Source organism: Acetobacterium carbinolicum, from assembly GCF_047456275.1.
Taxonomy (GTDB): domain Bacteria; phylum Bacillota; class Clostridia; order Eubacteriales; family Eubacteriaceae; genus Acetobacterium; species Acetobacterium carbinolicum.
The window spans coordinates 331613-355967 of sequence record NZ_CP173357.1; the positions used below are offsets into that span (position 1 = coordinate 331613).

General features: G+C 43.8%; 19 protein-coding genes. 16 read left to right on the top strand and 3 right to left on the bottom strand.

Annotation, left to right across the window (positions count from 1 at the left end; all coding sequences use genetic code 11):
- The first annotated feature begins 151 nt into the window (after positions 1-151).
- Positions 152-535 carry a toxin-antitoxin system YwqK family antitoxin gene (locus ACIZ62_RS01580; protein ID WP_111888285.1) on the top strand — a complete coding sequence of 128 codons (384 nt, stop codon included), beginning with the start codon at positions 152-154 and terminating at the stop codon, positions 533-535.
- A gap of 163 nt (positions 536-698) precedes the next feature.
- On the opposite strand, the gene ACIZ62_RS01585 is transcribed toward ACIZ62_RS01580, so the two are convergent.
- Complete coding sequence (locus tag ACIZ62_RS01585; RefSeq protein ID WP_111888284.1) at positions 699-2147, bottom strand: TrkH family potassium uptake protein; 1449 nt, start codon at positions 2145-2147, stop codon at positions 699-701.
- Positions 2144-3517 carry a Trk system potassium transporter TrkA gene (gene trkA / locus ACIZ62_RS01590; protein WP_111888283.1) on the bottom strand — a complete coding sequence of 458 codons (1374 nt, stop codon included), beginning with the start codon at positions 3515-3517 and terminating at the stop codon, positions 2144-2146. The genes ACIZ62_RS01585 and trkA overlap by 4 nt, the downstream gene beginning before the upstream one ends.
- 252 nt (positions 3518-3769) lie before the next feature.
- Here trkA and ACIZ62_RS01595 point away from each other — a divergent pair, with 252 nt between their 5' ends.
- Positions 3770-5434 (top strand): GspE/PulE family protein, encoded by a 1665-nt coding sequence (locus ACIZ62_RS01595; RefSeq protein WP_111888282.1) that lies wholly within the window; start codon positions 3770-3772, stop codon positions 5432-5434.
- A 9-nt stretch (positions 5435-5443) separates the two neighbouring features.
- Complete coding sequence (locus ACIZ62_RS01600) at positions 5444-6670, top strand: type II secretion system F family protein (protein WP_111888281.1); 1227 nt, start codon at positions 5444-5446, stop codon at positions 6668-6670.
- Between the two features lie 50 nt (positions 6671-6720).
- On the opposite strand, the gene ACIZ62_RS01605 is transcribed toward ACIZ62_RS01600, so the two are convergent.
- Complete coding sequence (locus ACIZ62_RS01605; RefSeq protein WP_111888280.1) at positions 6721-7005, bottom strand: hypothetical protein; 285 nt, start codon at positions 7003-7005, stop codon at positions 6721-6723.
- Positions 7006-7435: 430 nt separating this feature from the next.
- Here ACIZ62_RS01605 and ACIZ62_RS01610 point away from each other — a divergent pair, with 430 nt between their 5' ends.
- The 13 genes from ACIZ62_RS01610 (at position 7436) to rdgB (ending at position 24342) form a co-directional block, all read left to right on the top strand.
- Positions 7436-8623 carry an FprA family A-type flavoprotein gene (locus ACIZ62_RS01610; protein WP_111888279.1) on the top strand — a complete coding sequence of 396 codons (1188 nt, stop codon included), beginning with the start codon at positions 7436-7438 and terminating at the stop codon, positions 8621-8623.
- 49 nt (positions 8624-8672) lie between these two features.
- Positions 8673-9749, top strand: coding sequence for a tRNA 2-thiouridine(34) synthase MnmA (gene mnmA, locus ACIZ62_RS01615; RefSeq protein ID WP_111888278.1), 1077 nt, complete (start codon positions 8673-8675; stop codon positions 9747-9749).
- A gap of 194 nt (positions 9750-9943) precedes the next feature.
- The gene (locus tag ACIZ62_RS01620) at positions 9944-12028 is read left to right on the top strand and encodes a hypothetical protein (protein ID WP_111888277.1); all 2085 of its coding nucleotides are present in this window, start codon (positions 9944-9946) and stop codon (positions 12026-12028) included.
- Between the two features lie 12 nt (positions 12029-12040).
- Positions 12041-12724: a response regulator transcription factor gene (locus ACIZ62_RS01625; RefSeq protein ID WP_111888276.1), complete on the top strand. Its 684-nt coding sequence runs from the start codon at positions 12041-12043 to the stop codon at positions 12722-12724.
- A gap of 109 nt (positions 12725-12833) precedes the next feature.
- Positions 12834-14024 carry a sensor histidine kinase gene (locus ACIZ62_RS01630; RefSeq protein WP_322519132.1) on the top strand — a complete coding sequence of 397 codons (1191 nt, stop codon included), beginning with the start codon at positions 12834-12836 and terminating at the stop codon, positions 14022-14024.
- Positions 14021-15160 (top strand): iron-containing alcohol dehydrogenase, encoded by a 1140-nt coding sequence (locus tag ACIZ62_RS01635; RefSeq protein WP_414151116.1) that lies wholly within the window; start codon positions 14021-14023, stop codon positions 15158-15160. The genes ACIZ62_RS01630 and ACIZ62_RS01635 overlap by 4 nt, the downstream gene beginning before the upstream one ends.
- 89 nt (positions 15161-15249) lie before the next feature.
- Entirely contained in the window at positions 15250-17457 is a 2208-nt protein-coding gene (locus ACIZ62_RS01640; protein ID WP_111888273.1) for an ATP-dependent helicase, read from the top strand.
- A gap of 44 nt (positions 17458-17501) precedes the next feature.
- Entirely contained in the window at positions 17502-19493 is a 1992-nt protein-coding gene (gene ligA / locus ACIZ62_RS01645; protein WP_204355390.1) for an NAD-dependent DNA ligase LigA, read from the top strand.
- Positions 19494-19641: 148 nt separating this feature from the next.
- Positions 19642-19929 carry an Asp-tRNA(Asn)/Glu-tRNA(Gln) amidotransferase subunit GatC gene (gatC, locus tag ACIZ62_RS01650; protein ID WP_111888271.1) on the top strand — a complete coding sequence of 96 codons (288 nt, stop codon included), beginning with the start codon at positions 19642-19644 and terminating at the stop codon, positions 19927-19929.
- A 9-nt stretch (positions 19930-19938) separates the two neighbouring features.
- Positions 19939-21411, top strand: a complete 1473-nt coding sequence (gene gatA, locus ACIZ62_RS01655) for an Asp-tRNA(Asn)/Glu-tRNA(Gln) amidotransferase subunit GatA (protein ID WP_111888270.1) — start codon at positions 19939-19941, stop codon at positions 21409-21411.
- 3 nt (positions 21412-21414) lie between these two features.
- On the top strand, positions 21415-22860 hold the full coding sequence (gatB, locus tag ACIZ62_RS01660; RefSeq protein WP_111888269.1) for an Asp-tRNA(Asn)/Glu-tRNA(Gln) amidotransferase subunit GatB: 1446 nt from the start codon (positions 21415-21417) through the stop codon (positions 22858-22860).
- Positions 22861-22979: 119 nt separating this feature from the next.
- Positions 22980-23729, top strand: a complete 750-nt coding sequence (gene rph, locus ACIZ62_RS01665; RefSeq protein WP_111888268.1) for a ribonuclease PH — start codon at positions 22980-22982, stop codon at positions 23727-23729.
- A gap of 13 nt (positions 23730-23742) precedes the next feature.
- Positions 23743-24342: an RdgB/HAM1 family non-canonical purine NTP pyrophosphatase gene (rdgB, locus tag ACIZ62_RS01670; RefSeq protein WP_204355389.1), complete on the top strand. Its 600-nt coding sequence runs from the start codon at positions 23743-23745 to the stop codon at positions 24340-24342.
- Positions 24343-24355 lie beyond the last annotated feature (13 nt).

Genomic DNA, 24355 nt, shown 5'->3' on the forward strand with positions numbered 1-24355 from the left:
GAAAGTTACCCTTAATAATATGCCTCAAACAAAATTTGCGGATGGTGTAGTTAACGGTTATTGATTAATTATAAAACAAAGAATAACGTTTAAGATAAGATGTTGCAGTAAGTTTTGTACCTTGAGTGAAACGAAAGGGATGTTTATAAGCATGAAAATTAAAGATAAAAAAGTGTTGGTCAGAGAACGTTGTTCATATGGAGACTATGTTGAAGGTTTTCGACTAAAGGACGGTTGGATAAAAGGTAAAAAGTACGAGGATAAAAAAGTTATCGCAGAAGGTGATTTTTTTAATGGCTTGCTGTCCGAACAGGGTAAATATTACCATAAAAATGGTGAGGTTCGAGTTAAAGGAAATTTAAAAGGATATATGGAATTTGATGGTTTCGGAAAAGAACACTATGAGAACGGAAATGTGAAATATGAAGGTGAATATCGTTGCAGTGTTTGGAATGGCGATGGAAAATACTACGATGAAGCTGGTAATTTGCTCTATGATGGATTGTTTGAGAACGGAACACCGGCTCAAAAATGATTGTTGATAAATACAGCGTAAGAATTTAAAATGATGAGAAGAAACGAAAGATGAGCTTGGGAACTCGACGTTCGAATCAGTGAAGTTTAATTCGATATGTAAAATAGTCAGCAAAAACCCCTGAAACCATGGTTTCAGGGGTTTTTGTCTTAAAATTTGGTAGCTATCCTCGTCGCCAGGTTCTAGGACTAAGCAGAACCAGAATCGGGAAGATTTCTAATCGGCCCATAATCATCACCAGACTTAGTGAAAATTTGGTCAGATTATTAAAACCAGCATAATTTCCCGCTGGCCCAACAGCATCCAGTCCGGGACCAATATTGTTAAAGGTGGCAGCCACGGCAGTGAAAGCGGTGGTGAAATTGGGTGCCGATAGGGAGGTGATAATCAGAAAGATAACAAACATAAACGTGTAAGTAATCAAATACACACTGGTCTGTCGGCTGAGAACCGGACCTATAGACTTGCCTTCAAACAAGATCGGTAGCCGTCGGTTAGGGCTGACATTGACACGAATTTCTTGGATGGTTGTTTTAATATAAATAGCAATTCGACTGACCTTGATGCCGCCAGCGGTTGAGCCGGCCATGCCCCCAACGAACATCAAAAAGAGGAGAATAACCTTGGAAAAAACCGGCCAGACATCAAAATTGGCGGTGGCGTAGCCAGTGGTCGTAATAATCGTGGCAACCGTAAAAAAGACATCCCGGACAAGAAGATCAATTGACGAATACAAATGGCGGACATTCAGGCAGATTAGTAGCACAGCAAAAGCGATAAAGCCCAGATACCATCGGAGCTCTTCGTTTTTTAGAATATTTTTCATTCGCATAAAAAATAGAGCATAATACAAATTAAAATTGATGCCAAAGAGAATCATGCTGATGGCTAGCACGTAATCAATATAAGTGCTATTGTAATAGGCAATGGAGGCTGCCTTATTGCTAAATCCCCCGGTGCCGGCGGTGCCAAAAGCATGGATAAAACTGTCAAAGAGGGGCATCCCGCCCAAGGCTAGTAATAAAACCAACACAGCCGTCATGGATAAATAAATAACGTAGAGAATTCGGGCAGAACTCCGAAGCTTGGTTCGTACCTTACCAAAGGTCGGGCCGGGAACTTCGGCGCGCATAATAAAGACATCACCGGATTCGATTTTGGGCATAACCGCCAAAGCCAGAACAAGAACGCCCATTCCACCAATCAGGTGGGTAAAGCTCCGCCACCACAAAAGCGAATGAGAAAGTGATTCAATATTGGTTAAAATACTAGCACCAGTGGTTGAGAAACCACTGGCGGTTTCAAAAAACGCATCGATGGGATTGGGGATAGCACCGCTTAGTAAAAAGGGAAGACTTCCAAAAAACGATAGTGCGATCCAGGATAAAGCAACAAGCACCAGCCCTTCTCGAGCAAAAAAGTCAGTATTTGAGGGTTTGCGAAAACCGATCAGGAACCCACAACCACCAGTGATCCCAATGCTAAGAAGAAACGGGGATAAACCTTGCCAGCCTTCTTTATAAATAAGCGCAACAAGCAGCGCTGGAATCATCAGCAGGGCATTAATAAACAAGATTCGACTGAGAACGTAACCGACCATTTTCCCATTCATTGGCGGCCTCGGTTCTTTTCAAAAATATCATCAATGTCCTGGAAATTTTTATGCGTGGTGGTGACGACAATAACATCATCATGGGGTAAAATCCGACTCGTGCCTTTAGGATAGATAATTTTTCCATCACGAATAATACAGGCAATCAGCAGTCCTGGTTTGGTTTGTAGTTCAACAAGTGGAATAGCAATTTCACAACAGGATTCCTTGACCTTAAACTGTAGAACCTCAACCCGACCATCCAGCAAGCGATAAAAAGCACTGACGGTAGAACCCTGAGAATTTTCGATGGAGCGAATAAAACGAATAATGTGGTTGGCGATAAGTCGTTGAGGCGTGATAATCGATTGAAGTCCAACATTATCTAGTACCTTTAGCAAATCGGTCCGATTTACCTTGGTAATTGTTTTTTTTACCCCCATGCGGGAGGCGTAAATTGAAATCAGGATGTTCTCCTCATCAACCCCGGTTAAGGCAATAACCGAATCATATTCAGAAAAGTGTTCTTCATTTAGAAAGGCCTGTTTGGTTCCATCACCAAAAATAATTTCGCTTTGGGGATATTTAATCGCAAGTCGGTCAGCGTTATCGGCATCAATTTCGATAACCTTGATAATCATCCGCATTTTTATGAGCCGGGATAAAAGATAGTCGGTCAGCTTACCGCCGCCGATAATCACAGTGGAGTTGATTTTAACCAGGTCGGGTTGGCAGTGTTTGCTAAAAATCCGAACGTCGCCAGGACTGCCTGTAACCATGACGTGATCCTCGGCTCGAAGGATTGTTTCACCGTCGGGGATCATCACATGATCATCCCGAATAACAATACAGATCACCACGTCGCCGAAACGGCCGTTGTGGTCTTTGAGCGGTAAACCAACCAGCGGAGTGCCCTCTTTTAGAACCACCTCGATCATGTTCACCCGTCCATGCTCAAAGGCTTCCACATGCAATGCAGAAGGAAAAAGGAGCGTACGGGTTATTTCTTGAGCGGCTTCCAGTTCTGGATTAATAATTAAGGTGATACCTAAGATTTCTCGTAGAAAGGTCATTTGTTTTGAATATTCGGGATCACGAACCCGGGCGATGGTAAATTTTGCGCCAAGTTTGCGGGCCGTAATCGCCGCAATAATGTTCGTTTCATCATTGCGGGTGACAGCGATAAATACGTCGCAGGTATCGACCCCGGCTTCTGTCTGAATGTCAAACATAGCGCCATTACCATGAATACCGCTAATGTCATATGAGTTGATAAATTGATCCAGGCGTGTTTCATTGAGTTCAATGAGCATGATATTGTGATTTTCTCTGGCAAGATCGCTACAGAGAACTTCACCAACCTTGCCAGCACCGGCAATTACGATGTTCATAGGATATCTCCTGATCTAATAGTTTTAAATGGATGTAACTCCGCTTATTATATATAATCAGGCGGTAATTTGCAATAACAGTGTTTGGCCTTAAGACTTGAATCAGATTCGATAAGTTAGGTTGCTGTGGCAATAAAAGTCTTCTTTAACAAAGTCCGTTTGGAAATCTATGTAGTGCTGGATATTTATTTCTAAATCATTTATACTGCAATTATTAGATAAACGAAAAAGCTCTAGTCATTAGGAGGCGTGATGAAGGAAAATATGTTGGTTTTGGAAATGCTTCTCAAAAACAAGATGATTACCCGACAAAACATAGCTGAGCGAATTGATGAAGCAAAGCGGTCAAAAAACTCAATTCTAGATGTACTGGTAAGAGACCGTATTATTACAGAGGCGGAAATTGTACTGATTTTTCATAATGAGTGGGGGTTTGAACGCTATGATCCCTTAAAAGATGCCTTAGATCTTCGGGCTTTGAGCTTTTTTTCGAAGGAGCAGGCCAAGAAACATCTGGTTTTTCCATTGAATCAGGAAAATGATGATCAATTGACCGTGGTTATGGCGGATCCATCCCATGAAGAAACAATCCGCAGGATCAAGCGGATTGCTGAAAAACGACTAAAAATACTGGTTGCCGAAAAAAGTTGCACCCTGGGGTTAATTGAGAAATACTATCATCAAGAGTATGTCAATCAGGATCGCGCGGTGTTAATAAAACATCGAGAACAGAAAGAACTCACCTTGGAACCAAGTATAATCACCCTCGTGAACGATCTGATTGATGAGGGTGTTTCCCGGGGTGCCAGTGATATTCATGTAGAAGTCTTTCCCCAGAAGGTACAAGTGCGGTTTCGTATTGATGGCGTCTTAAAACCCATTGGTCAGCTAAGTAAAGAGACTTGGAGAGGCGTCATTACCCGCCTGAAAATACTGGCAGGCTGCGATATTGCCGAGCATCGTCATCCTCAGGATGGTGCGTTCACAACCAATCATGAGGGTCGCCAAATTGATGTCCGTTTATCGATTATTCCGACCATTCATGGGGAGAAGATCGTCTTACGCCTGCTGGATGAAAAAAAATTTTTAATATCAATTGATGAGCTGGGCTTTTCCAATCAACAAAAACAAGTGTTAAAAGAAATAATTAAAGCACCCCACGGGATGGTTCTGATCTGTGGACCGACGGGAAGTGGAAAATCAACAACTTTGTATAGCCTGCTCAACGGCATGGACTCCCGAACGCAGAATATCATCACCATTGAAGATCCGGTGGAGTTCCAAATGGAAGATATCAACCAGATTCAGGTCAGCGAAAAAACGGGGCTTAACTTTGCCAACGGGCTGAGAGCTATTTTAAGACAAGATCCCAATGTGATTATGGTCGGGGAAATCCGAGATGAAGATACGGCCGAAATTGCGACTAGGGCAGCAATTACCGGGCATTTGGTATTATCAACACTTCATACAAACAACGCCATTGCGTCGATCAATCGCCTAATGGATATGAAGATTCCCTTATATCTGTTGTCAGCGGCATTAAGAGGTGTGATTTCTCAAAAGCTGATTAAACGTTTGTGCCCTAATTGTAAAAAGAAAAGCTTCGCAACGGCGTTCGAAAAAGGATTACTGGGAATGGCGGACCAGGAGATTGAGCTTTTCTATCCGGAGGGCTGTTCCCTTTGTCATGGAACCGGGTATCTGGGGCGAATTGCTGTTCAGGAAGTGATGAAAGTTAGCAGAAAGATCCGGGAGGCCATCAGTAAAGGTGCGGATTATGACGGCATTCGAAAAGTCGCCATTGAAGAAGGGTTTAAGCCCATTGAAGAGTCCTTGAAACGTCATCTTTTACAGGGTGAAACGTCAATTTCTCAGGGTTTGGAGATCTTAGCCTTTGAAAATGAATGGCATCGTTAGGGTGGAATAATGGAAAAACAGTTTATTTATAAAGCAAAAGACCGGCGGGGAGAGACCATCACCGGAATGGTTGCGGGGCAAACTCTCCGGGAGGTCGCCCTGCACCTTCAGACTAGAAATCTGATTGTGCTGGAAATCAAAGAAAAAAAGAAGTCCGAAGGATTTCTAAATAAAGAATTTAATATTCGGATTCGTTCGGTAACTGATGATTCTTTTAGCCGCTTCTGCAGACAGTTTTACATCATGTTAAACGCGGGGATTCCAATTCTGAAATGTTTGGAACTTATTCGTGAGGAGACAAAAGATAAGGGATTTGCCCAAGATATTTCCGGGGTTGGCAACCGCATCCAATCCGGAGCGAGCCTTTCTCAAGCAATGATTGCTTATCCCAAGTCATTTCCGTCCTTGTTTGTTTTTATGGTTGAAGCCGGAGAGATGAGTGGAAATCTCAATACCGTTCTTTTTAAAATGGCCGAGCATTTTGAAAGTGAAGAAAAAAATCGTCGGCAGCTTCAGCAGATCCTCTTCTATCCCATCATCCTGAGCATTGTGTTTGTACTGGTATTGGTCTTTTTAATCACGATGGTACTTCCGACCTTTGCAGACATGTTTACGGTAATGAATGCGGAGCTGCCAGGACCAACCCGGTTTTTGATGGGACTGAGTCACGGATCAAGCGGCGGTTGGTCGATCGTTCTTTTGATTCTGGCGGGATTTGTAGCGGGAGCGATGCTTTTGTTAGAAATCGACGCGGTGGCAAATTGGCGGGACTGGCTAAAAATAAGACTTCCGTTCTTTGGAAGTCTGAGTCACAAACGGTGTCTGGAGAGAATCGCCACAACCCTGGGAATGTTTCTGGCAAGTGGAATCGACCTGCTGGCAGCATTAAAGCGTTTGGAGGGTGCTACCAATAATCGGTATCTCAAAAAAGAATTGATGGTGCTCCGGGAAAAAGTAGTAAGCGGCAAAAGTCTGAGTCAGGGAATGGCAGAAAGTGAGGCGTTTCCCGGCCTTTTTAGCCAGTTGGTCGCCATTGGCGAAGCATCCGGATCGATGCCAGAAGTGCTGGCAACGTTGAATCTTATTTATGCAGACGAGGTTAAGTCCAGAATTCAGTTGCTGCATACAGCGTTGGAGCCGCTTATTCTGCTGATTTTTGGCGGGCTGGTGCTGTTTATTCTGGCGGCGATTATGCTGCCGGTGTTTGATGTTTATTCGGTATACTCCAGCATGTAAAAGAAAAGGACATTCTCAGAAGTCTGAGAATGTCCTTGATTGTACTGAGACTAAATATGATTACGCCCGGATAAAATGGCGTGACATTCGTTGTAGTAGAATTTTTTTGCATCGCTTACGGTTAGTTCATCAAATAAATGATAGAGGGCGATTGCCAGAGTTTGAGTCGTTTTGATGTCCAGATTTGTGCGTTGGCAGGTTTTTAGAAAGTATCCCATACAAGCTTCCTTATTCCAGTCATCTCCACCCAGGAATAATCGACGCAATTCTTCTTTAATTTCTTTTTCAGTCCATTGTGAATCGGTTGAAGAGACAGAATCCTTTGTTTCAATCATTTTACCAGCTCCTTTCACTTCAGATAAATGTGTTAATCATCGTCATTATAGCATAGCTTCAAAAAAACTGTAAACGGAATGGAGGGTAAAATTTATACTAAGCTTTTGTTAAGTAACAAAGACAGAAAGTGGGAAAAAACTAAAGTAATGCACAAAAAATAGAAAAAAGTACTGGATTTTTAAAATGTAATCGGTTATAATAAGCTCATGGTGTGAAAACGTTTTAATTTCCTTTCTTAATTTTCTTAAAAAAGAGGTGTGTCGAGCACCTCTTTTTTATTTTTTGATCATCCTCACACCCCATACAAAGGCTCAACTTGGTCTTATTCGCGTAAGTGGTATGGGGTGATCATTTTTTTTGCTCTTGAAATATTTTCTATTTAAGGTTATATTTAAGGTCGAGAAAACATAAGGAAAGTGGGGAAATAACATGAATGCAGTAAAAATTAAAGACGATATATTTTGGGTAGGCGCGAATGATTATCAGACGACACTTTTTGAAGGACTATGGCCAATTGATCAGGACGGCGTTTCTTATAATGCGTATGTGATCAATGATGAAAAAGTGGCCATTATTGACACGGTTAAAACCATCAAAGCTGATGAGTATATAGAAAAGATTAAATCCATTATAGGCGATAAAAAGGTGGATTACCTGATTGTCAATCATATGGAGCCCGATCATTCCAGTGGAATTACTGATTTGTTGGCAGAATATCCGGATTTGGTCATTGTCGGAAACAAAAAAACGTTCCCGATTATGAACAATTTTTATAAGATCACCGAAAATCTTCATGAGGTGTGTGATGGCGATACGTTGTGTCTGGGAAAACACACCCTCCAATTTTTCATGACTCCGATGGTTCATTGGCCGGAATCCATGGTTACCTATGATATTAATGACAAGGTGCTCTTTTCCATGGATATTTTTGGCAGCTTTAAAACGCCAGAGGGCAGCATTTTTGATGATGAAAATGATCTGGCAGCCTTTGAAGAACCAACCCGTCGCTATTATGCCTGTATTGTTGGCAAGGTGGCCAGTCAGGCTTTAAAAGCACTTAACAAACTTTGCGATGTCGAAATGGGGACGATTTGTCCATCTCATGGCTTGATCTGGCGGGATAATCCCAGACATATTCTGGATATGTACGTCAAAATGAGCAAGAAGGAAACGGTTCCTGGTGTTGTGATTGCCTACGGTTCGATGTATGGTTGTACCCAGAAATCAGCAGAAATTTTAGCCATTGCCTTAAAAAACGAAGGCGTCAAAGAGGTAAAGCTTTATGATGTGGCTAAAACCGATATTTCCTTTATCATATCCGATATCTGGAAGTACAAAGGTTTGTTTTTAGGGGCGCCATCCTACTACGGACAGATTTTTCCGAAAATGGCCAGTTTGCTTTATAAATTGGGTGAAATAAAAGTTGACAATCATAAGGTTGGATTTTTTGCAAACTACAGCTGGAGTGGTGGAGCTGATAAAAACTTTAATTATTTTATCAACGAGGCAAAGGTCGACACCATTGATGAGATCCTGATGATTAAGGGAACGCCGGACGAACAGGACGTCATTGATTTAAATGAATTAGCAAAAAAAATGGCTAAAGAAATGGTTTGATAAAAATTAACGTGGATTTTGGTTGAAAAAATCAGAGGGGGAAATGTAAATGAAAATCGTTGTGGGTATGTCTGGAGGGGTTGATTCATCGGTTGCAGCATTATTATTAAAAGAACGTGGTTACGAGGTCATCGGTGTCTTCATGAAAAACTGGGAAGAACAGGATGAATCGGGGGTATGTACAGCCACGGAAGACTATGATGATGTGCGGCGGGTATGCGACGCTATTGATATTCCCTACTACACCGTGAATTTTGCCAAAGAATACTACGACTCTGTTTTTTCATATTTTCTGGAAGAATATAAAAAAGGGCGGACGCCCAATCCGGACGTTCTCTGTAACCGGGAAATAAAATTCAAACGCTTTTTGGATTATGCGCTAAAGGTGGTTGGTGGCGACTATCTGGCCACCGGTCATTATGCGCAAATCGATTTTGTCAATGAACAGTACCGGTTAAAGCGGGCCTTTGATCATAACAAGGATCAAACCTATTTTCTGTGCCAACTGGGACAAAAAGAACTGGCCGATGTGATGTTTCCAATTGGACATCTTTGTAAAGATGAGGTTCGCCAGATCGCGGTCAAAAACAATCTGGTTACCGCCGAGAAAAAAGATTCGACGGGAATTTGTTTTATCGGTGAACGTAATTTTACCAAGTTTCTCAGTCAGTACCTGCCCGCCCAGCCCGGTAAAATCGTTGATCTGGCCGGTAATGTGAAGGGTACCCATCAGGGACTGATGTACTATACTCTGGGGCAGCGAAAAGGCCTGGGGATCGGCGGTGAAGGAAGCGGAGAGCCCTGGTTTGTGGTCAGTAAAGATTTAGATAAAAATGAATTGGTCGTCGTCCAGGGGGAAACTCACCCGGCCTTGTACTCAAAATCTCTGGAAGCCATTGAAATGAATTGGGTTGGGGGTTATCCGCCAGCCAAAACGTTTAAGTGTAGCGCTAAATTCCGGTATCGTCAATCCGATCAGGCGGTAACGGTGCGAGTAACTCAGGATCGGATTTATGTTGAATTTGATCAACCCCAAAAAGCGGTAACCCCAGGACAGATAGTGGTTTTATATCAGGCCAACATTTGTCTTGGAGGCGGAACCATTGATGCGGTAGAGATGATTTAATAAACCCAATTTAAGCGATAAAAGAGCAACCTTAATTTAGTTTGCTCTTTTATTTTTTTTGAGTAAAAAGCCCAGTTTTATGGTAAACTATACACAGTGACATCAATACAATAGGTATGGCCTGTAAAAAAAGCAAGTGATAATTCATGAATATAGAGAAAAGTAAGCAGGACGATAGGGAAGGATTGTAAATAATGAAAACACCGTGTAATAAATGTGGAAAAACAATCGGTTTTTTTGATAGAAATTATAAATTAGATAATGATAGATTAAGTATAAAATATGATGTCCTTTGCGGCGACTGTAACAGTATCTTAAAAAAGGGTGTTGAAAAATTAGAGGATATGCACCAATGGATGATGAATAACCTTAAGAAAAATAAGGATGTTCAAAAAAATGGGATGGTCTCAGTCGAGGTCGATCTGTTGATTCTACTGGCCGTTGAGGCGCTCTTTTCGGTAGCACCAGACTACTATGATTTGAACTCCCCTCTTAATCAGACCTTTATTCGGGCCAAAGAAAGCCGTGGTGTCGACCGGCAACGCGATATCGTGCGGATCGTCCATATTCTACTGCTTTACGGGTTCGAAGCTAATTTAATTGAACAGGGACTCGACACCACCCGAAATTTTATTGCCTATATGATCCAGAACGAACAATTTTTAGAAGAAGTGGAAGTTAACTGTGGCGTTGAGGATGAACTCATTAAAGCCAATGTGTTTTTGAGCCGCCGGGGCCTGATCATCGATACCCTTGATAATCCCAAACTGATTTATATTTCCATTCCCAGCGATGTGCAGGTCGATTATCAGGTGCAATCATCAGAAATCATCAATGAAGTGATCCTGAAAAATGTTTTTTATCCCTGGGATAAGAAAAAAAAGGTAGTCCTGACCCTTGTTTCAGAAAGTGTGCTGTTTTCAGTGGCCAACGCCATTGATCGGTTTAATCAGAAGACCGGGAAACTTCAGGATAAGCTCAAAAAAGATAGTCTGGAATATTTTAATGACCGCGTGGTTGAAGATCTGGGAAAAATAAAACCCGGTGAATTTATCGAGGCAGTCCATTTGGATTGTTTACTTTTGTGTATTGTCAAAAACTTAAAAAGTCAAAAAATGTTTTCCATGGAGGCTTTGTTTGATCCCAAAGGCACCGCTATTGAACTGCTTTGGGCTTATTATCGACAGAATCTGAGGAACATGGGCATTGACAATAACGAAAAGATTGTCACCTACCTCCTTAAAAATTGTCTTTACACGGAAGGGTTTCATATCAAGCATGGTAATAAACCCAGTGACAAGGGTTGGGGATTTTTTACCACCAAGGGCTATATTATTTATTTTAGACGGAGTCATCAGGTGTTTTTTATCTATACCGAAACCTTCCCCAATCCGCTCTATCATCCCTGCAACCGGGTGACCTATGAGGACAAGCAGTATTTACAGTTGATTATGAATAATGGCCGAAGTCTGGGGGAAGAGCAGCGGGAACTGGATGAACTGATTTTTTATAGCGATGAACCGGAAACCATTGCCCAGATGGAACGTTTTTTTGAACGACACAACCTTTATTATCAGATGGAGACCTTTCTCAAAAAACAGAAAGAAGTTCAGCGAAAGCGGGATAAATATCTCCAGGTACAGCGGATTATTAATCATATTTTTAATGATTTTGGATTTTTGCCCTACTGTATCTATGATGAGTGGTATGTGATTCAAACCGAACTCAAAAAGGATGATATCCTGCTGAATAAACTGATCGATACCGATGCCGGGCTCAGAAAAAACTATACCCTAGGCCAGATCACCTATGCTCCCAAAATTATTGAAGCCTTCAACCGCGGGGCTGAAGCCGTTCAAAACTCGCTAAATATTGTCGAAGATTCGGTGGCTCGGGCGATTTTATGGGTCGCTTTTAAAGAGGCGGTCACCGAGACCCTATCTCAGGAATGGGTGCGGATTGCCGGCGAAATTCTGGATAAAGAAGATAATGCGCTTTCGGCGTTTTTCAAGTACGCGAATCTCAAGAAGATTGAGCCGGATAAGGTCTACTTTATGGGATTATTCATCTATCATTTGATGGACCGGGAAGTCCTTCAGTCAGATAATTTTCTGGAGAATTATGAGGGAGCGGTGCGGATTTTTCTGGAATGCCGTCGGGTCATTGAAGAACCAGATTTTAAAGGAACCGTTCTTCCGATGGAAAAATTGCTAGAAGAGGTGTTTCCAGAAAAAAAGAAGGATGAGAGTAACCTAAAGAAGGATGAGAGCAACCTATAGAGGAGAAAAACCATGCGTGTTCTTTTAGTTGAGGATGAAAAGCCCCTGGCCGCAGCATTGGGGAAGATTTTTGAAAAAAATAAAATATTAGTTGACGTTGTTAATGATGGGATCGAAGGCAAGTTACTCAGTGAGAATGATGTCTACGATGTCATTATCCTGGATATTATGCTGCCGGGAATGACCGGTTTGGAAATTCTGCGATCAATTCGGGAAGCGGGAAAGAATGTACCAATTCTTTTGTTAACCGCCAAGGATGACACCAAAGACAAGGTCAACGGACTAAATATGGGTGCCGATGATTATCTGGTTAAACCCTTTGTCACAGAAGAGTTGATTGCCCGGGTAAGAGCCCTGGGCCGTCGCCCCTGGGAGGTTTACCAGGATAATGTGATTCACTTTTCAAACATTTCATTAAATATTAATTCCGGGGAATTGTATGTCGATGAGGTCTTAAATCGGCTTACTGCCAAGGAAGCCCAATTGCTGGAAATGTTTATTCGGAATCCCGGTATGATCATCTCAAAAGAACAGATCTTGGACCGGATCTGGGGGATCGAGAGCCTGGCGATGGAGAATAGTGTCGAAATCTATGTCCATTATTTAAGAAAAAAGCTGGACACCTCGCAAACCTATATAAAAACCATCCGCGGATTGGGTTATGTTTTAAAGGAGAAGGAGAATGTTAAGCCTTAACAAACTTCGGATCAACCTTACTCTTATGAATACGGGAGTCCTTATCGGACTCCTATTATTTATTTCCGTTTTTCTGTACGTGGTTTTGAGTATGGATGTGGAGACAAACGTGAATAATAATCTTAAGATATACTGTTCCCAGTTGGCCAATGAAATTGAATATCTGGAACGACAGGAAGCGGGAGACGAGGTGACCGAAGAAGAAAAACAGGGATATTTTGAGTATGCCCGTAGTCTTGTTCAGAATAATATCTCCTATATAATTTTTGATCAACAGTTTAAAGTGCTGGATCAATCTTACTTGCTTCCCCTTGAAGAAGCAAAGCTGCTAGAAATTTCGAAACACTATTTTGAAGAGAACAAAGAAAAGTATCTGATTAGCGATTATAAGCAAGGCGATAAGGATTATAAGATTTGCACCTATGCGGTGGTCAACAAAAATGGTGAATTAAAAATTGTTCAGGCCATGAAAAATATGGCGTCGGAACGATCACTGTTAGGAAATGCACAGGAAATGGTGGGATTTACGATCCTGATCGGAGCCTCGTTATCTTTTCTGGGTGGCTATTTTTTGTCTGGCCGTTCTCTGATTCCGATTAAAAAAAGTGTCGAACGTCAACAGGAATTTCTGGCCGACGCTTCTCATGAGCTACGGACACCGATTGCCGTGATTCAGACAAATCTGGAAGTGGTCAAAGCCAGCACCGATGAAAGTGTGGAGAGTCAGCTGACCTGGATCAATAACGCTTATGATGAGATCCAGTGGATGCAGCACATTGTTGAAGATCTGATGTTCTTAGCCCGGGCCGATTCCGGGGATATGATGGTACAGCGAGAACCGGTCGATTTAACCTATATAATCAAGATGGTTTGTGAAAAAATGGCACCTTTAGCCGGGAAAAAGGGAATTTCTTTTAGCAACAAGCTGGAGGATGATCTGATCATTATCGGCGATGAAAAGCAGATTACCCAGTTACTGGTGATTCTTTTGGATAATGCGATTAAATACAGCGGTGAAAATACCAGTATTCGCCTTATTGGGAAGAAGACGCTTCAGGGGGTGTCAGTGGCGGTTATCGACCAGGGGATTGGGATTGCCAAAGATCAGATAGAAAAGGTAACGCAGCGGTTTTATCGGGTTGACAAGGCCCGATCCCGAACCGAGGGTGGAACGGGACTGGGCTTGTCGATTGCTAATTGGATTGTCGATGAGCACCATGCCGGTATGACCATTGAAAGTGAAGAAAAAAAAGGGACAAAGATTACACTCAATTTTGATAAGGGGGTAGATATAAAGTGAGCAGTTTAAAGTTTTGCGGAGACGAGATCATAACCGGTCCCGGCACCTTGGATACCATTAGAGAGATAGTGGGGCAACGGTTTTTTATCGTAACCGGAAGAACCGCTTTATTTAGAAATGGGACCATCAAACGGGCCGAAGCCCTTTTAAAAGAAGTTGCTAAGGATTATGATATCCTTAGCGGCATTGGAGCAAACCCCAGCGTTTGTGATGTAGAAGCGGGTCTGTTAAAGATGAAGGCGTTTAATCCGGATGTAGTGATTGCCATTGGTGGCGGTTCGGTTCTCGATGCTGCCAAGGTCATGACCCTGATGTGCGAGTACAATGGGTTAACCATCGAAGCGATCAAGGCTGGTCAGGCACCGGAAAAACGGGAGCGGATCAAACTGGTGGCGATTCCCTCAACCTCCGGAACGGCCTCTGAGGTTACCCGGGCAGCCGTGATTACCTTCCCGGAAGAAAATATTAAAATAGGGCTAAAAACGAAGGCCTTTATTCCCGATCTGGCTATTTTAGATGGGGAACTGACTTTATCAATGCCACCCGATGTGATGGTGGAATCGGGGATGGATGCCCTGACCCATGGTCTGGAAGCGATGATTAATAAAAGCGCCGATGACTTCACCAAAACCATGGCAAAAGGGGCCGTAGAAGGTTTACTTAAGTATCTGCGCCAGTCCTTTGAAAGCGGGGATATAAAAAGTCGGCAGCATGTTCACAACTTTTCCTGTCTGGCCGGGTTCGCCTTTCAAAATGCCGGTCTGGGAATGGACCATGGCATTGCCCATGCTTTTGGGGGGCGCTTTGGTACCAGTCATGGACTGCTAAATGCCATTGCTCTGCCCTATGTACTGGAATATAATGGGCAGGATCCGCAGGTGGCCGAGGAACTGGAACAGCTATCCCGGTTAATCGGGAAAAACATTATCGATGAAATTAAAGAGCTCAACAAAACTTTCGAAATCACCAGCTCCTTTCAGGCTGCTGGCATCCCGGAAGAAGAATTTAAAGCCAATTATGATGAGTTACTAAAAAATTCGCTGATGGGCTCCACCCAGAGAAATCCAATTAAAATGGATGCAGCCAAGATGGATAAGGTCTTAACAAGCATTTATTATGGCGAAAAGAAATTTTAAGAATGAAACAAATTAGAGCGTTGCAAAACGGAGCCTGAAGTTCTTATAATTTTTGCAATTAACTATGAAATAAATATTTAGGAGAACACATGAGTTTATTAGACGGGTTAAACACTCGACAACGAGAAGCAGCAGAAACCATCGATGGGCCACTATTAATATTGGCAGGGGCCGGATCAGGGAAAACACGAACTATTATTCATCGCATTGCCCATATTATTGAAACAGGACAGGCATGGCCTTCACAGATTCTGGCCATCACTTTTACCAATAAAGCCGCCGGCGAAATGCGGGAGCGGATTGCCAAAATGAAGATTGAGGACAGTAAACGGATCTGGATGTCGACATTTCACGCCATGTGTGCCCGAATTATGCGAACCCATGCACAATGGTTGGGTTATGACGACAACTTTGTCATTTATGATATGGACGATCAGAAGCGTTTATATAAAAGCTTAATCAAAGAATTGGGCCTCAATGACAAATATTTTACCAACCAGTTTTTAAGCGGCGAAGTCTCAACGGCCAAGAATAATTTTGTCAGTCCGGAAGCCTATCTAAAAGAAAATTCCGGCGATTTCAGAAAAGAGAAGGTCGGACTTTATTATAAACGCTACCAGGAAAGCTTAAAAGCAAACAATGCCATGGATTTTGATGATCTGATCTACAATACCCTGGTATTATTTAAGGGCTTTCCGGAAATTCTGGAACAATATCAGAATCGCTTTAAATACATTATGGTGGATGAATATCAGGATACCAATCATAGCCAATATGAACTGGTTAACATGCTGGCCGCCAAATACAAAAATATTTGTGTCTGCGGCGATGACGATCAGAGTATTTACGGCTGGCGGGGAGCGGATATCAACAATATCCTGGATTTTGAAAAAGACTACGCCAACGCCAAGGTAGTTAAACTGGAAGAGAACTACCGCTCAACCCAGACGATTCTGGACTGTGCCAACGGTGTTATTGCCAAAAATACCGGTCGTAAGGAAAAGGCGCTGTGGACCAACAATGACGGCGATGAAAAAATTATGATTGCTTCGTTTAACCAGGGTTATGATGAAGCCCGGTTTATTGTTGATGAGATTAATGAAAACATCACCAAGGGCAATGGTATCTTCGGCGATTTTGCGATTCTGTACCGAACCAATGCCCAGTCCCGGTTGTTTGAAGAAGCGCTGATGCGGGCCGGCTTGCCTTTTCAATTAATCGGCGGAACCGGGTTTTATTCGCGGGTTGAAATTAAAGATGTCATTGCTTATTTAAATGTCCTGAGCAATCCTAAAGACAACATGGGCTTTATGCGAATTGTCAACGTGCCCAAGCGGGGGATTGGTTCAGCCACCATTGAAAAAATTGCCGAATACGCCAATTTTAAAAGCTTTAGTTTAATGCAGGCCTTCCATCATGTTGAAGAAATTCCGGAGCTGAGTCCCAGCGTCAAAAACAAGGTTCGGGCGTTTAGCGAATTAATGAAGAAATTAGAAACAATCCGGGAGACGGCCAGCTTAAGCGAGCTGATCACGGCGGTGATTGAAAAAACCGGCTATCTGGAAATGCTGGAAACCGGAAAGATGGATAAGGGTGAAAGCCGCCTGGAAAACCTTCAGGAACTGGTATCTTCCGCCACAGACTTTGAAAAAAATAGTGATGATCAAAGCCTCAGCGCCTACCTGGAAACGGTCGCCTTGTCGTCAGAAACCGACAAGTACGATGGTGATCAGGGGAAGGTTCTCCTGATGACGCTTCATAACGCCAAAGGACTGGAATTCCCGATTGTCTTTATTCCCGGGATGGAAGAAGGGATCTTCCCCCATGGCCGAGCCATGGATTCGCCGGAGGAAATTGAAGAGGAACGACGAATCTGCTATGTGGGGATTACCCGGGCGATGAAACGTCTTTACATTTCCTGGGCAGCGGAAAGAACCCTTTACGGACGTCGCCAACTGCAAACCCCATCGCGATTTTTAAAAGAAATGCCGGATGAAGTTTGCGTGGAAAATAAACAGCGCTATGAACGTAAGCCGGAAATTGACATTGAAACGAAAAAGAATAAGACTTTTTCTGAACGGGTGACCCAGTCGAAGGTAGCTATTCGCAGAAATAATGCCAATGCCGTTAACCTTCACAATGGTCCATCAGAAAATGGGTTTGCGTTGACGGATAAGGTTAAACATAAAAAATTTGGCATTGGTACTGTGGTTGAAGTTAAAAATAACATGATTTCAGTCGCGTTTCCGGGGGTGGGAATCAAAAAAATGGATCCGACGTTTGTGGAAAAAGCTTAGTTAAAATAGCGTTAAAAAGTAGCTATAAAGGATAGGAAATGAGTATGAGCAATGCCCAAATTGAAGCGTTAAGAAAAAAAATAGCAGCATATGACAGAGCCTACTATCTTGATGATGCGCCTCTGGTTTTAGACTATGAATATGATCAGCTAATGCAGGAACTGATTGCGCTAGAAACCGCAAATCCCCAATGGATCACCCCGGATTCACCGACTCAGCGGGTTGGTGGAAGTCCTTTAGCAGGTTTTGACAAGGTCGTCTACAGCCATCCCAAACTGAGCCTTGGCAATGCCTTTGATCCGGGCAATCTCCGCGATTTTGACCGTCGGGTGCGGCAGACCTGTCCCGAGGCAAGCTATGTGGTGGAATACAAATTTGATGGGTTGACGGTGGTACTAAACTACGAAAATGGTTTGTTCGTTCGGGGCGCCACCCGAGGCGATGGCGAAGTGGGGGAAAATGTTACTGCCAACCTCAAAACGATTCGGACGATCCCGCTGGGCTTGTCGGAGCCGGTGACCCTGGAAGTTCGGGGCGAGGTTTTTATGGGTAAGGCTGATTTTGAAAAATTGAATCAGCGTCGTCTGGCGGCGGAGGAAAGTCCTTTTGCCAACCCCAGAAATGCAGCAGCCGGATCGCTGCGACAATTGGACCCCAGGCTAACGGCCTCCCGGCCATTGGATATTTTTGTTTTTAATCTGGAAGTGGTTGAAGGTTTCGAACCTAAAACCCATCGGGAGACCCTGAATTATTTAAAAGATTTAGGTTTTAAAACCAGTACAATCAAAGCCTTTAGCGATATTGAGGCGATCATTGACTATTGCCGCCTGATGGAAGTGGAAAGACGCAACCTGCCCTTTGAAATCGACGGTCTGGTGATTAAGGTCGATGAATTAGCTTTTCGGGAGCGACTGGGAAATACCTCAAAAAGTCCCCGCTGGGCGATCGCTTACAAATTTGCCCCCGATCAGGCCGTTACCACTGTGGTTGCCATTACCGTTCAGGTTGGCCGAACCGGTGCTCTGACCCCAGTGGCCGAACTTGAGCCGGTATCGCTAGCGGGGTCAGTGATTTCCCGGGCAACCCTCCATAACGAAGACAATATCAGTACAAAAGACATCCGTATCGGTGACCAGGTGGTGATCCAGAAGGCGGGGGACGTCATTCCGGAAGTGGATCATGTGGTGTTTGAAAAACGATCGGGAAACGAGGTGGTTTTTCAAATGCCAAAACGCTGTCCGGTTTGTGATGAACCAACCTTTCGGATTGCCGGAGAAGCGGTGACTAAATGCCTGAACATGGCCTGTCCGGCGCAGGTGTTTCGAAAACTGGTTCACTTTACTTCCCGGGACGCAATGAACATTGAAGGGCTGGGACCAGGCGTACTGCGGCTGTTGATGGATGATAAACTGGTCGTTAACCCGGTCGATATCTATCATCTGGATGAGAAAAGAGAACAACTGATCACCCTTGAAAAGTTGGGCGAAAAATCGGTCGACAATCTTCTGGTCGCGATACAAGCCTCTAAAAAACGTGAATTATCCCGGCTTATTTTTGGTTTGGGGATTCCGCTGGTCGGCGCCAGAGGTGCTAAAATTCTGGCTGAACATTATCAGAAAATGGATAACCTGATCCTGGCCCAAGTGGAAGATCTCAAAGCGATTTTTGAAATTGGCGAAAAAATGGCTACCGAAATTGTCGATTTTTTTAAGACGCCCACCAATATTGAAATCATCAGAGGGTTAGAAGCCGCGGGGCTTAATATGATTCAGGAAACCAGAATCGATTCTCAGACCCTGGCCGGGAAGACCTTTGTGCTCACCGGAACCCTGCCCACTCTCGACCGACGGGAAGCTAAAGCATTGATCGAAGCTAATGGTGGCAAGGTAGCAGGCAGTGTCAGTAAAAAAACCGATTTTCTCTTGTCCGGAGAAAAATCCGGGTCCAAATATGAAAAAGCCCAGTCGCTGGGAATTACAATAATTGATGAAGAAGCGTTTTTAGCCCTTGTCACGGGTGGAGGGTTTGATCTATAATGAAGGGTGATTTTTAAAATCAAATTGACGGCTCCGGCTGTTAAGATAAAAATCAGTGCCCGAGCTATTTAAAAAATGCACAAGAAGTGCATCATGAATTGATTAGAAAAGTAAGATCGATAGTCAACAGTAAAGAAAGGATAACACTATGAGTTTAACACGAGAAGATGTCACCTACGTGGCCAATCTGGCCCGTTTGGAATTTTCCGAGGATGAAGTGACCGCCCTGGCCGAGCAACTGGGTGCAGTGCTTAATTATGCTGAAACCTTAAGCGGATTGGACACCTCTAAAATTAAAGCCACCGAACATGTGCTGGCGGTTCAGAATGTCTTTCGGGAGGATGAAATTAAGTCCTGTCTGAGTAATGAAGAAGCTTTGGCCAATGCGCCAGAGAGCGAAGCCGGGTGCTTTAAGGTTCCCCGGGTTATGGAATAGGAGGCAACAATGGAATTGTATCAAAAAACCATACACGAAATAAATGACCTTCTGGATAAAAAAGAAGTCACCGTTACAGAGGTAACCCAAGCGGTGGTTAACCGCATTAATATCGTTGAAAAAGCGACCGATGCTTATCTGAGTCTCCAGACCGAAGCGGCGCTAGAAACGGCTACCGCAATAGATGCCGAGCTGTCCGGGCGAGCAAAAAGAACACCATTGGAAGGAATTCCCTATGGACTCAAAGATAACATGTGCACTAAGGGAATCTTAACCACTTGTGCCTCAAAAATGCTCGATAACTTCAATCCTCCTTATAATGCCGAGGTTTATCAACGGCTTAGCGAAGAGGGTGGTATTTTGCTGGGGAAAACCAATATGGATGAGTTTGCGATGGGTTCGTCCACTGAAAATTCAGCCTATAAAACGACTCACAATCCCTGGGATTTAAACAAGGTACCTGGCGGTTCCAGTGGCGGATCAGCGGTTGCTGTGGCTGCTGATACGGCTTTTTTTGCCTTGGGATCAGACACCGGCGGATCGATCCGTCAGCCCGCCTCATTTTGTGGGGTGGTGGGGATGAAACCGACCTATGGTCTGGTCTCCCGCTATGGTCTGGTGGCCTTTGCTTCGTCGCTTGATCAGATTGGGCCGTTCACCAAGGACGTGCAAGACTGCGCGCTGGTGCTAAATACCATTGTTGGTCATGATGCCAAGGATTCCACCTCCCTTAATCTTAAAAAAATCGATTATACTAAAAACCTCAAACAAGGGGTCAAAGGTTTGAAAATTGGCGTGGCTAAAGAATTTTTCGGCGAAGGGCTCCAACCGGAAGTTCGCAAAAGCCTGGAAGATGCCATCGTCATCTATAAAACTCTGGGGGCTTCGATTGTCGATGTGTCATTCCAACATCTGGATTATGCCCTATCCGCCTATTATATGATTTCGTCCGCTGAAGCCAGTTCCAATCTGGCCCGTTATGATGGCATTCGTTATGGTTTTAGAGCCGAAGAATACAATGACCTGATTGATCTTTACAAGAAAACCAGAAGCCAGGGATTTGGCGACGAGGTCAAACGACGGATCATGCTGGGGACCTATGCCCTCAGCTCTGGCTACTATGATGCCTATTATAAAAAAGCGATGCAGGTGCGAACGATCATCAAAGCCGACTTTGATCAGGTCTTTAGCGGCTGCGATGTGCTCTTGACCCCAACAGCACCGACTACCGCCTTTGGCATCGGCGAAAAAACCAGCAATCCGCTGGAGATGTATCTCACTGATATTTATACGGTACCCGTTAACATTGCCGGAATTCCCGGGGCTTCAATTCCCTGCGGTTTGGACAACAACGGGATGCCGATTGGGATGCAGTTGCTGGGGCCGATCTTAAGTGAAGAGACTCTGTTAAAAACAGCCTGGGCCTTTGAGCAGGAATCAGGCCTTAAAAATTTAAAAGCACCATTGGGAACGGAGGTCTAAATCATGGAATATGAAATTGTCATCGGAATGGAAATCCATATTGAGTTGGGGACAAAAACAAAAATATTTTGTTCCTGTCCGACCGAGTTCGGCCAGGATGAAAACACTCATACCTGCCCGGTTTGCCTGGGGATGCCCGGGGTGTTACCGGTACTGAATGAAAAAGTCGTTGAATACGCCACCCGGGCGGGTTTAGCCCTTAATTGCGAAATTGCCCACTTTAGCAAGATGGATCGAAAAAACTATTTTTATCCGGATTTACCCAAAGCCTATCAAACCTCCCAGTTTGATTTACCGATCTGTACCGGTGGCGTAGTTGGCATTGAAGTCGATGGCGTTAAAAAAGACATCGGCATCACCCGTATTCACATCGAAGAAGATGCCGGAAAGCTGCTTCATGAATCGGCCGACGGGACGCTTCTGGATGTTAACCGCTGTGGTGTACCGCTGATTGAGATCGTCACCGAGCCGGATCTGCGCAGTGCCGAGGAAGCCCGCGCCTTTGCCGAAAAGGTCAGAAATATTCTGGAATATACTGGCGTCTCTGACTGTAAGATGGAACAGGGTTCGATGCGTTTTGACGTGAATCTATCGATTCGGGAAAAAGGATGCGAAGTATTGGGAACCCGAACTGAAATGAAAAACTTAAACTCGTTCCGGGCGCTGATCCGGGCTGTTCAATACGAAAGCAAACGACAGATCATTGAGATTAAAAAAGGTCACACGATTATTCAGGAAACCCGTAAGTGGGACGACACCAAAGGGACCTCATCTTCACTGCGAAGCAAGGAAGAAGCTCATGATTATCGTTACTTCCCGGAACCGGATCTGGTCCCGATTGTGCTGGAACCCGATTACATCGAAAAAATTAAAAGCGAACTGCCGGAATTGCCGGAAGCCAAAAAACAGCGCTATATTGATGAATATAAACTACCGGAATACGATGCCGGGGTGCTGACAACCACGGGGGTCACCGCTCGCTTCTTTGAAGAAGCAGTGGCGCTGTATAATGAACCCAAACAGATTTCTAACTGGATGATGGTGGAAATTCCACCATTACTAAAAGAAAATGAACTGAGTATGGAAAATATTTCGATTACTCCGACGCAATTGGTAGCGTTGCTAAAACTGGTCAAAAACAATGAAATCAGTGGCAACACTGGTAAAGAAGTTTTAAAAGAAATGTTTAGTACCGGCAAAAACCCGGGCGATATTGTTAAAGATAAGGGTCTGGCGCAAATGAGTGACAGCAGCGAGCTGGAAGCCATCATTGAAAAAATCGTTTCGGATAATCCCAAATCGGTTGAAGATATAGGCGCCGGTAATGAAAAAGCCTATGGCTTCTTAACCGGTCAGGTGATGAAAGTAACAAAAGGAAAAGCGAATGCCCAGGTCGCTAACGAAATTATTCGGGCGGTTGTAGCTAAACATTTGGCATCGCATCGTTAGGATTTTTATAAGATAAAGCAAAACAATTGTTGGTACTAAGAAACAGAAATTTTGACTAAGGGGTTACTACAAGATTTGTGGTAATCCCTTAAATAATGAGAAATAGATAAAGGAAAACTATGGAAAACAGTGAAGAAATTAATGTAGAGAAAAAACGGATTGACGGTCGGGAAGCCCATGAATTAAGACCAATAAAGGTTACCCGACATTTTATTAAACATGCTCAGGGATCGGTGCTCATTGAAGTGGGCGATACCAAAGTCATTTGCACCGCCATGGTGGAAGACAAGGTACCACCATTTTTAAAAGGTCAGAAAAAGGGGTGGATCACTGCCGAGTATGAAATGATTCCCGGATCAACCAATACCCGTAAAAGTCGCGATCGCAACCGTGGCAAAATCGATGGCCGAACCATGGAAATCCAGCGCTTAATCGGCAGGAGTCTGAGATCAGTCATCGACCTTTCAATGCTCGGGGAACGGACCATCTGGATTGACTGTGATGTAATCCAGGCCGATGGTGGAACCCGGACCGCGGCGATTACCGGTTCATTTCTGGCCCTCCATGATGCCTTATCAGATCTGATTGAAAAGGGGAAAATTAAAGCAATGCCAATTACCAATTTTGTCGCTGCTACTAGTGTTGGGATTTTTGAGGGCGAAGCCATCGTTGACCTGTGTTATGAAGAAGATTCAAACGCTGAGGTTGATATGAACATGGTCATGACTGAAACCGGCGAAATCATTGAAATTCAGGGAACCGGTGAAGAACGTCCCTTTAAAAAGGAAGAACTTCAAAAGATGTTAGAACTCGGAGAAGCGAGCATTAAAAAAATCATCGCCTTCCAAAAAGGTACATTACAGGAATAACGGGTAAATGATAATGAGAACAATACTTTTAGCCACCGGTAATCCGGATAAGGCCAGAGAACTGAAGACGATGTTGGGAGCGGATTTTGAAGTCAAGACGATGAAGGATTTTGGCATTGACATTGACATCATTGAAGATGGTCAAACCTATGAAGCGAATGCGCTGATAAAGGTGCGGGCGTTACAGCCCCTTGTTAAGGGAAAAGACCTGATCATTATGGGCGACGACTCCGGCTTATCGGTTGATTGCCTTAATGGGGCTCCGGGGATTTATTCGGCTCGTTATGCAGGAGAAGAGGCCACCTATGCAGATAATAATAAAAAGCTTTTAAAGGAAATGGCAGATGTGCCGGAAATGAATCGGGGAGCTGCTTTTATCACCGTCATCGCGATGATTCTGCCTGATGGACGGGAGTTATGCTGCGAAGGTCTGGTCCGGGGGAAAATTGCCTTTGATTATTGCGGTGTTGGCGGATTCGGCTATGACCCGCTGTTTATCCATGAAGCGTCTGGCCGTTGCTACGGAGACATGACCAAAGCAGAAAAAAATCGGTTGAGTCATCGGGCGGTCGCTATTGCAAAGGCTCGGGAACTGTTGAATCAGGCACTTTAAAAACAGGACAATC

Excerpts from the sequence above, each read along its gene's own strand:
- ACIZ62_RS01580 (WP_111888285.1), top strand. The coding sequence starts at position 152 with ATGAAAATTAAAGATAAAAAAGTGTTGGTCAGAGAACGTTGTTCATAT.
- ACIZ62_RS01585 (WP_111888284.1), bottom strand. The coding sequence starts at position 2,147 with ATGAATGGGAAAATGGTCGGTTACGTTCTCAGTCGAATCTTGTTTATT.
- trkA (WP_111888283.1), bottom strand. The coding sequence starts at position 3,517 with ATGAACATCGTAATTGCCGGTGCTGGCAAGGTTGGTGAAGTTCTCTGT.
- ACIZ62_RS01595 (WP_111888282.1), top strand. The coding sequence starts at position 3,770 with ATGAAGGAAAATATGTTGGTTTTGGAAATGCTTCTCAAAAACAAGATG.
- ACIZ62_RS01600 (WP_111888281.1), top strand. The coding sequence starts at position 5,444 with ATGGAAAAACAGTTTATTTATAAAGCAAAAGACCGGCGGGGAGAGACC.
- ACIZ62_RS01605 (WP_111888280.1), bottom strand. The coding sequence starts at position 7,005 with ATGATTGAAACAAAGGATTCTGTCTCTTCAACCGATTCACAATGGACT.
- ACIZ62_RS01610 (WP_111888279.1), top strand. The coding sequence starts at position 7,436 with ATGAATGCAGTAAAAATTAAAGACGATATATTTTGGGTAGGCGCGAAT.
- mnmA (WP_111888278.1), top strand. The coding sequence starts at position 8,673 with ATGAAAATCGTTGTGGGTATGTCTGGAGGGGTTGATTCATCGGTTGCA.
- ACIZ62_RS01620 (WP_111888277.1), top strand. The coding sequence starts at position 9,944 with ATGAAAACACCGTGTAATAAATGTGGAAAAACAATCGGTTTTTTTGAT.
- ACIZ62_RS01625 (WP_111888276.1), top strand. The coding sequence starts at position 12,041 with ATGCGTGTTCTTTTAGTTGAGGATGAAAAGCCCCTGGCCGCAGCATTG.
- ACIZ62_RS01640 (WP_111888273.1), top strand. The coding sequence starts at position 15,250 with ATGAGTTTATTAGACGGGTTAAACACTCGACAACGAGAAGCAGCAGAA.
- ligA (WP_204355390.1), top strand. The coding sequence starts at position 17,502 with ATGAGCAATGCCCAAATTGAAGCGTTAAGAAAAAAAATAGCAGCATAT.
- gatC (WP_111888271.1), top strand. The coding sequence starts at position 19,642 with ATGAGTTTAACACGAGAAGATGTCACCTACGTGGCCAATCTGGCCCGT.
- gatA (WP_111888270.1), top strand. The coding sequence starts at position 19,939 with ATGGAATTGTATCAAAAAACCATACACGAAATAAATGACCTTCTGGAT.
- gatB (WP_111888269.1), top strand. The coding sequence starts at position 21,415 with ATGGAATATGAAATTGTCATCGGAATGGAAATCCATATTGAGTTGGGG.
- rph (WP_111888268.1), top strand. The coding sequence starts at position 22,980 with ATGGAAAACAGTGAAGAAATTAATGTAGAGAAAAAACGGATTGACGGT.
- rdgB (WP_204355389.1), top strand. The coding sequence starts at position 23,743 with ATGAGAACAATACTTTTAGCCACCGGTAATCCGGATAAGGCCAGAGAA.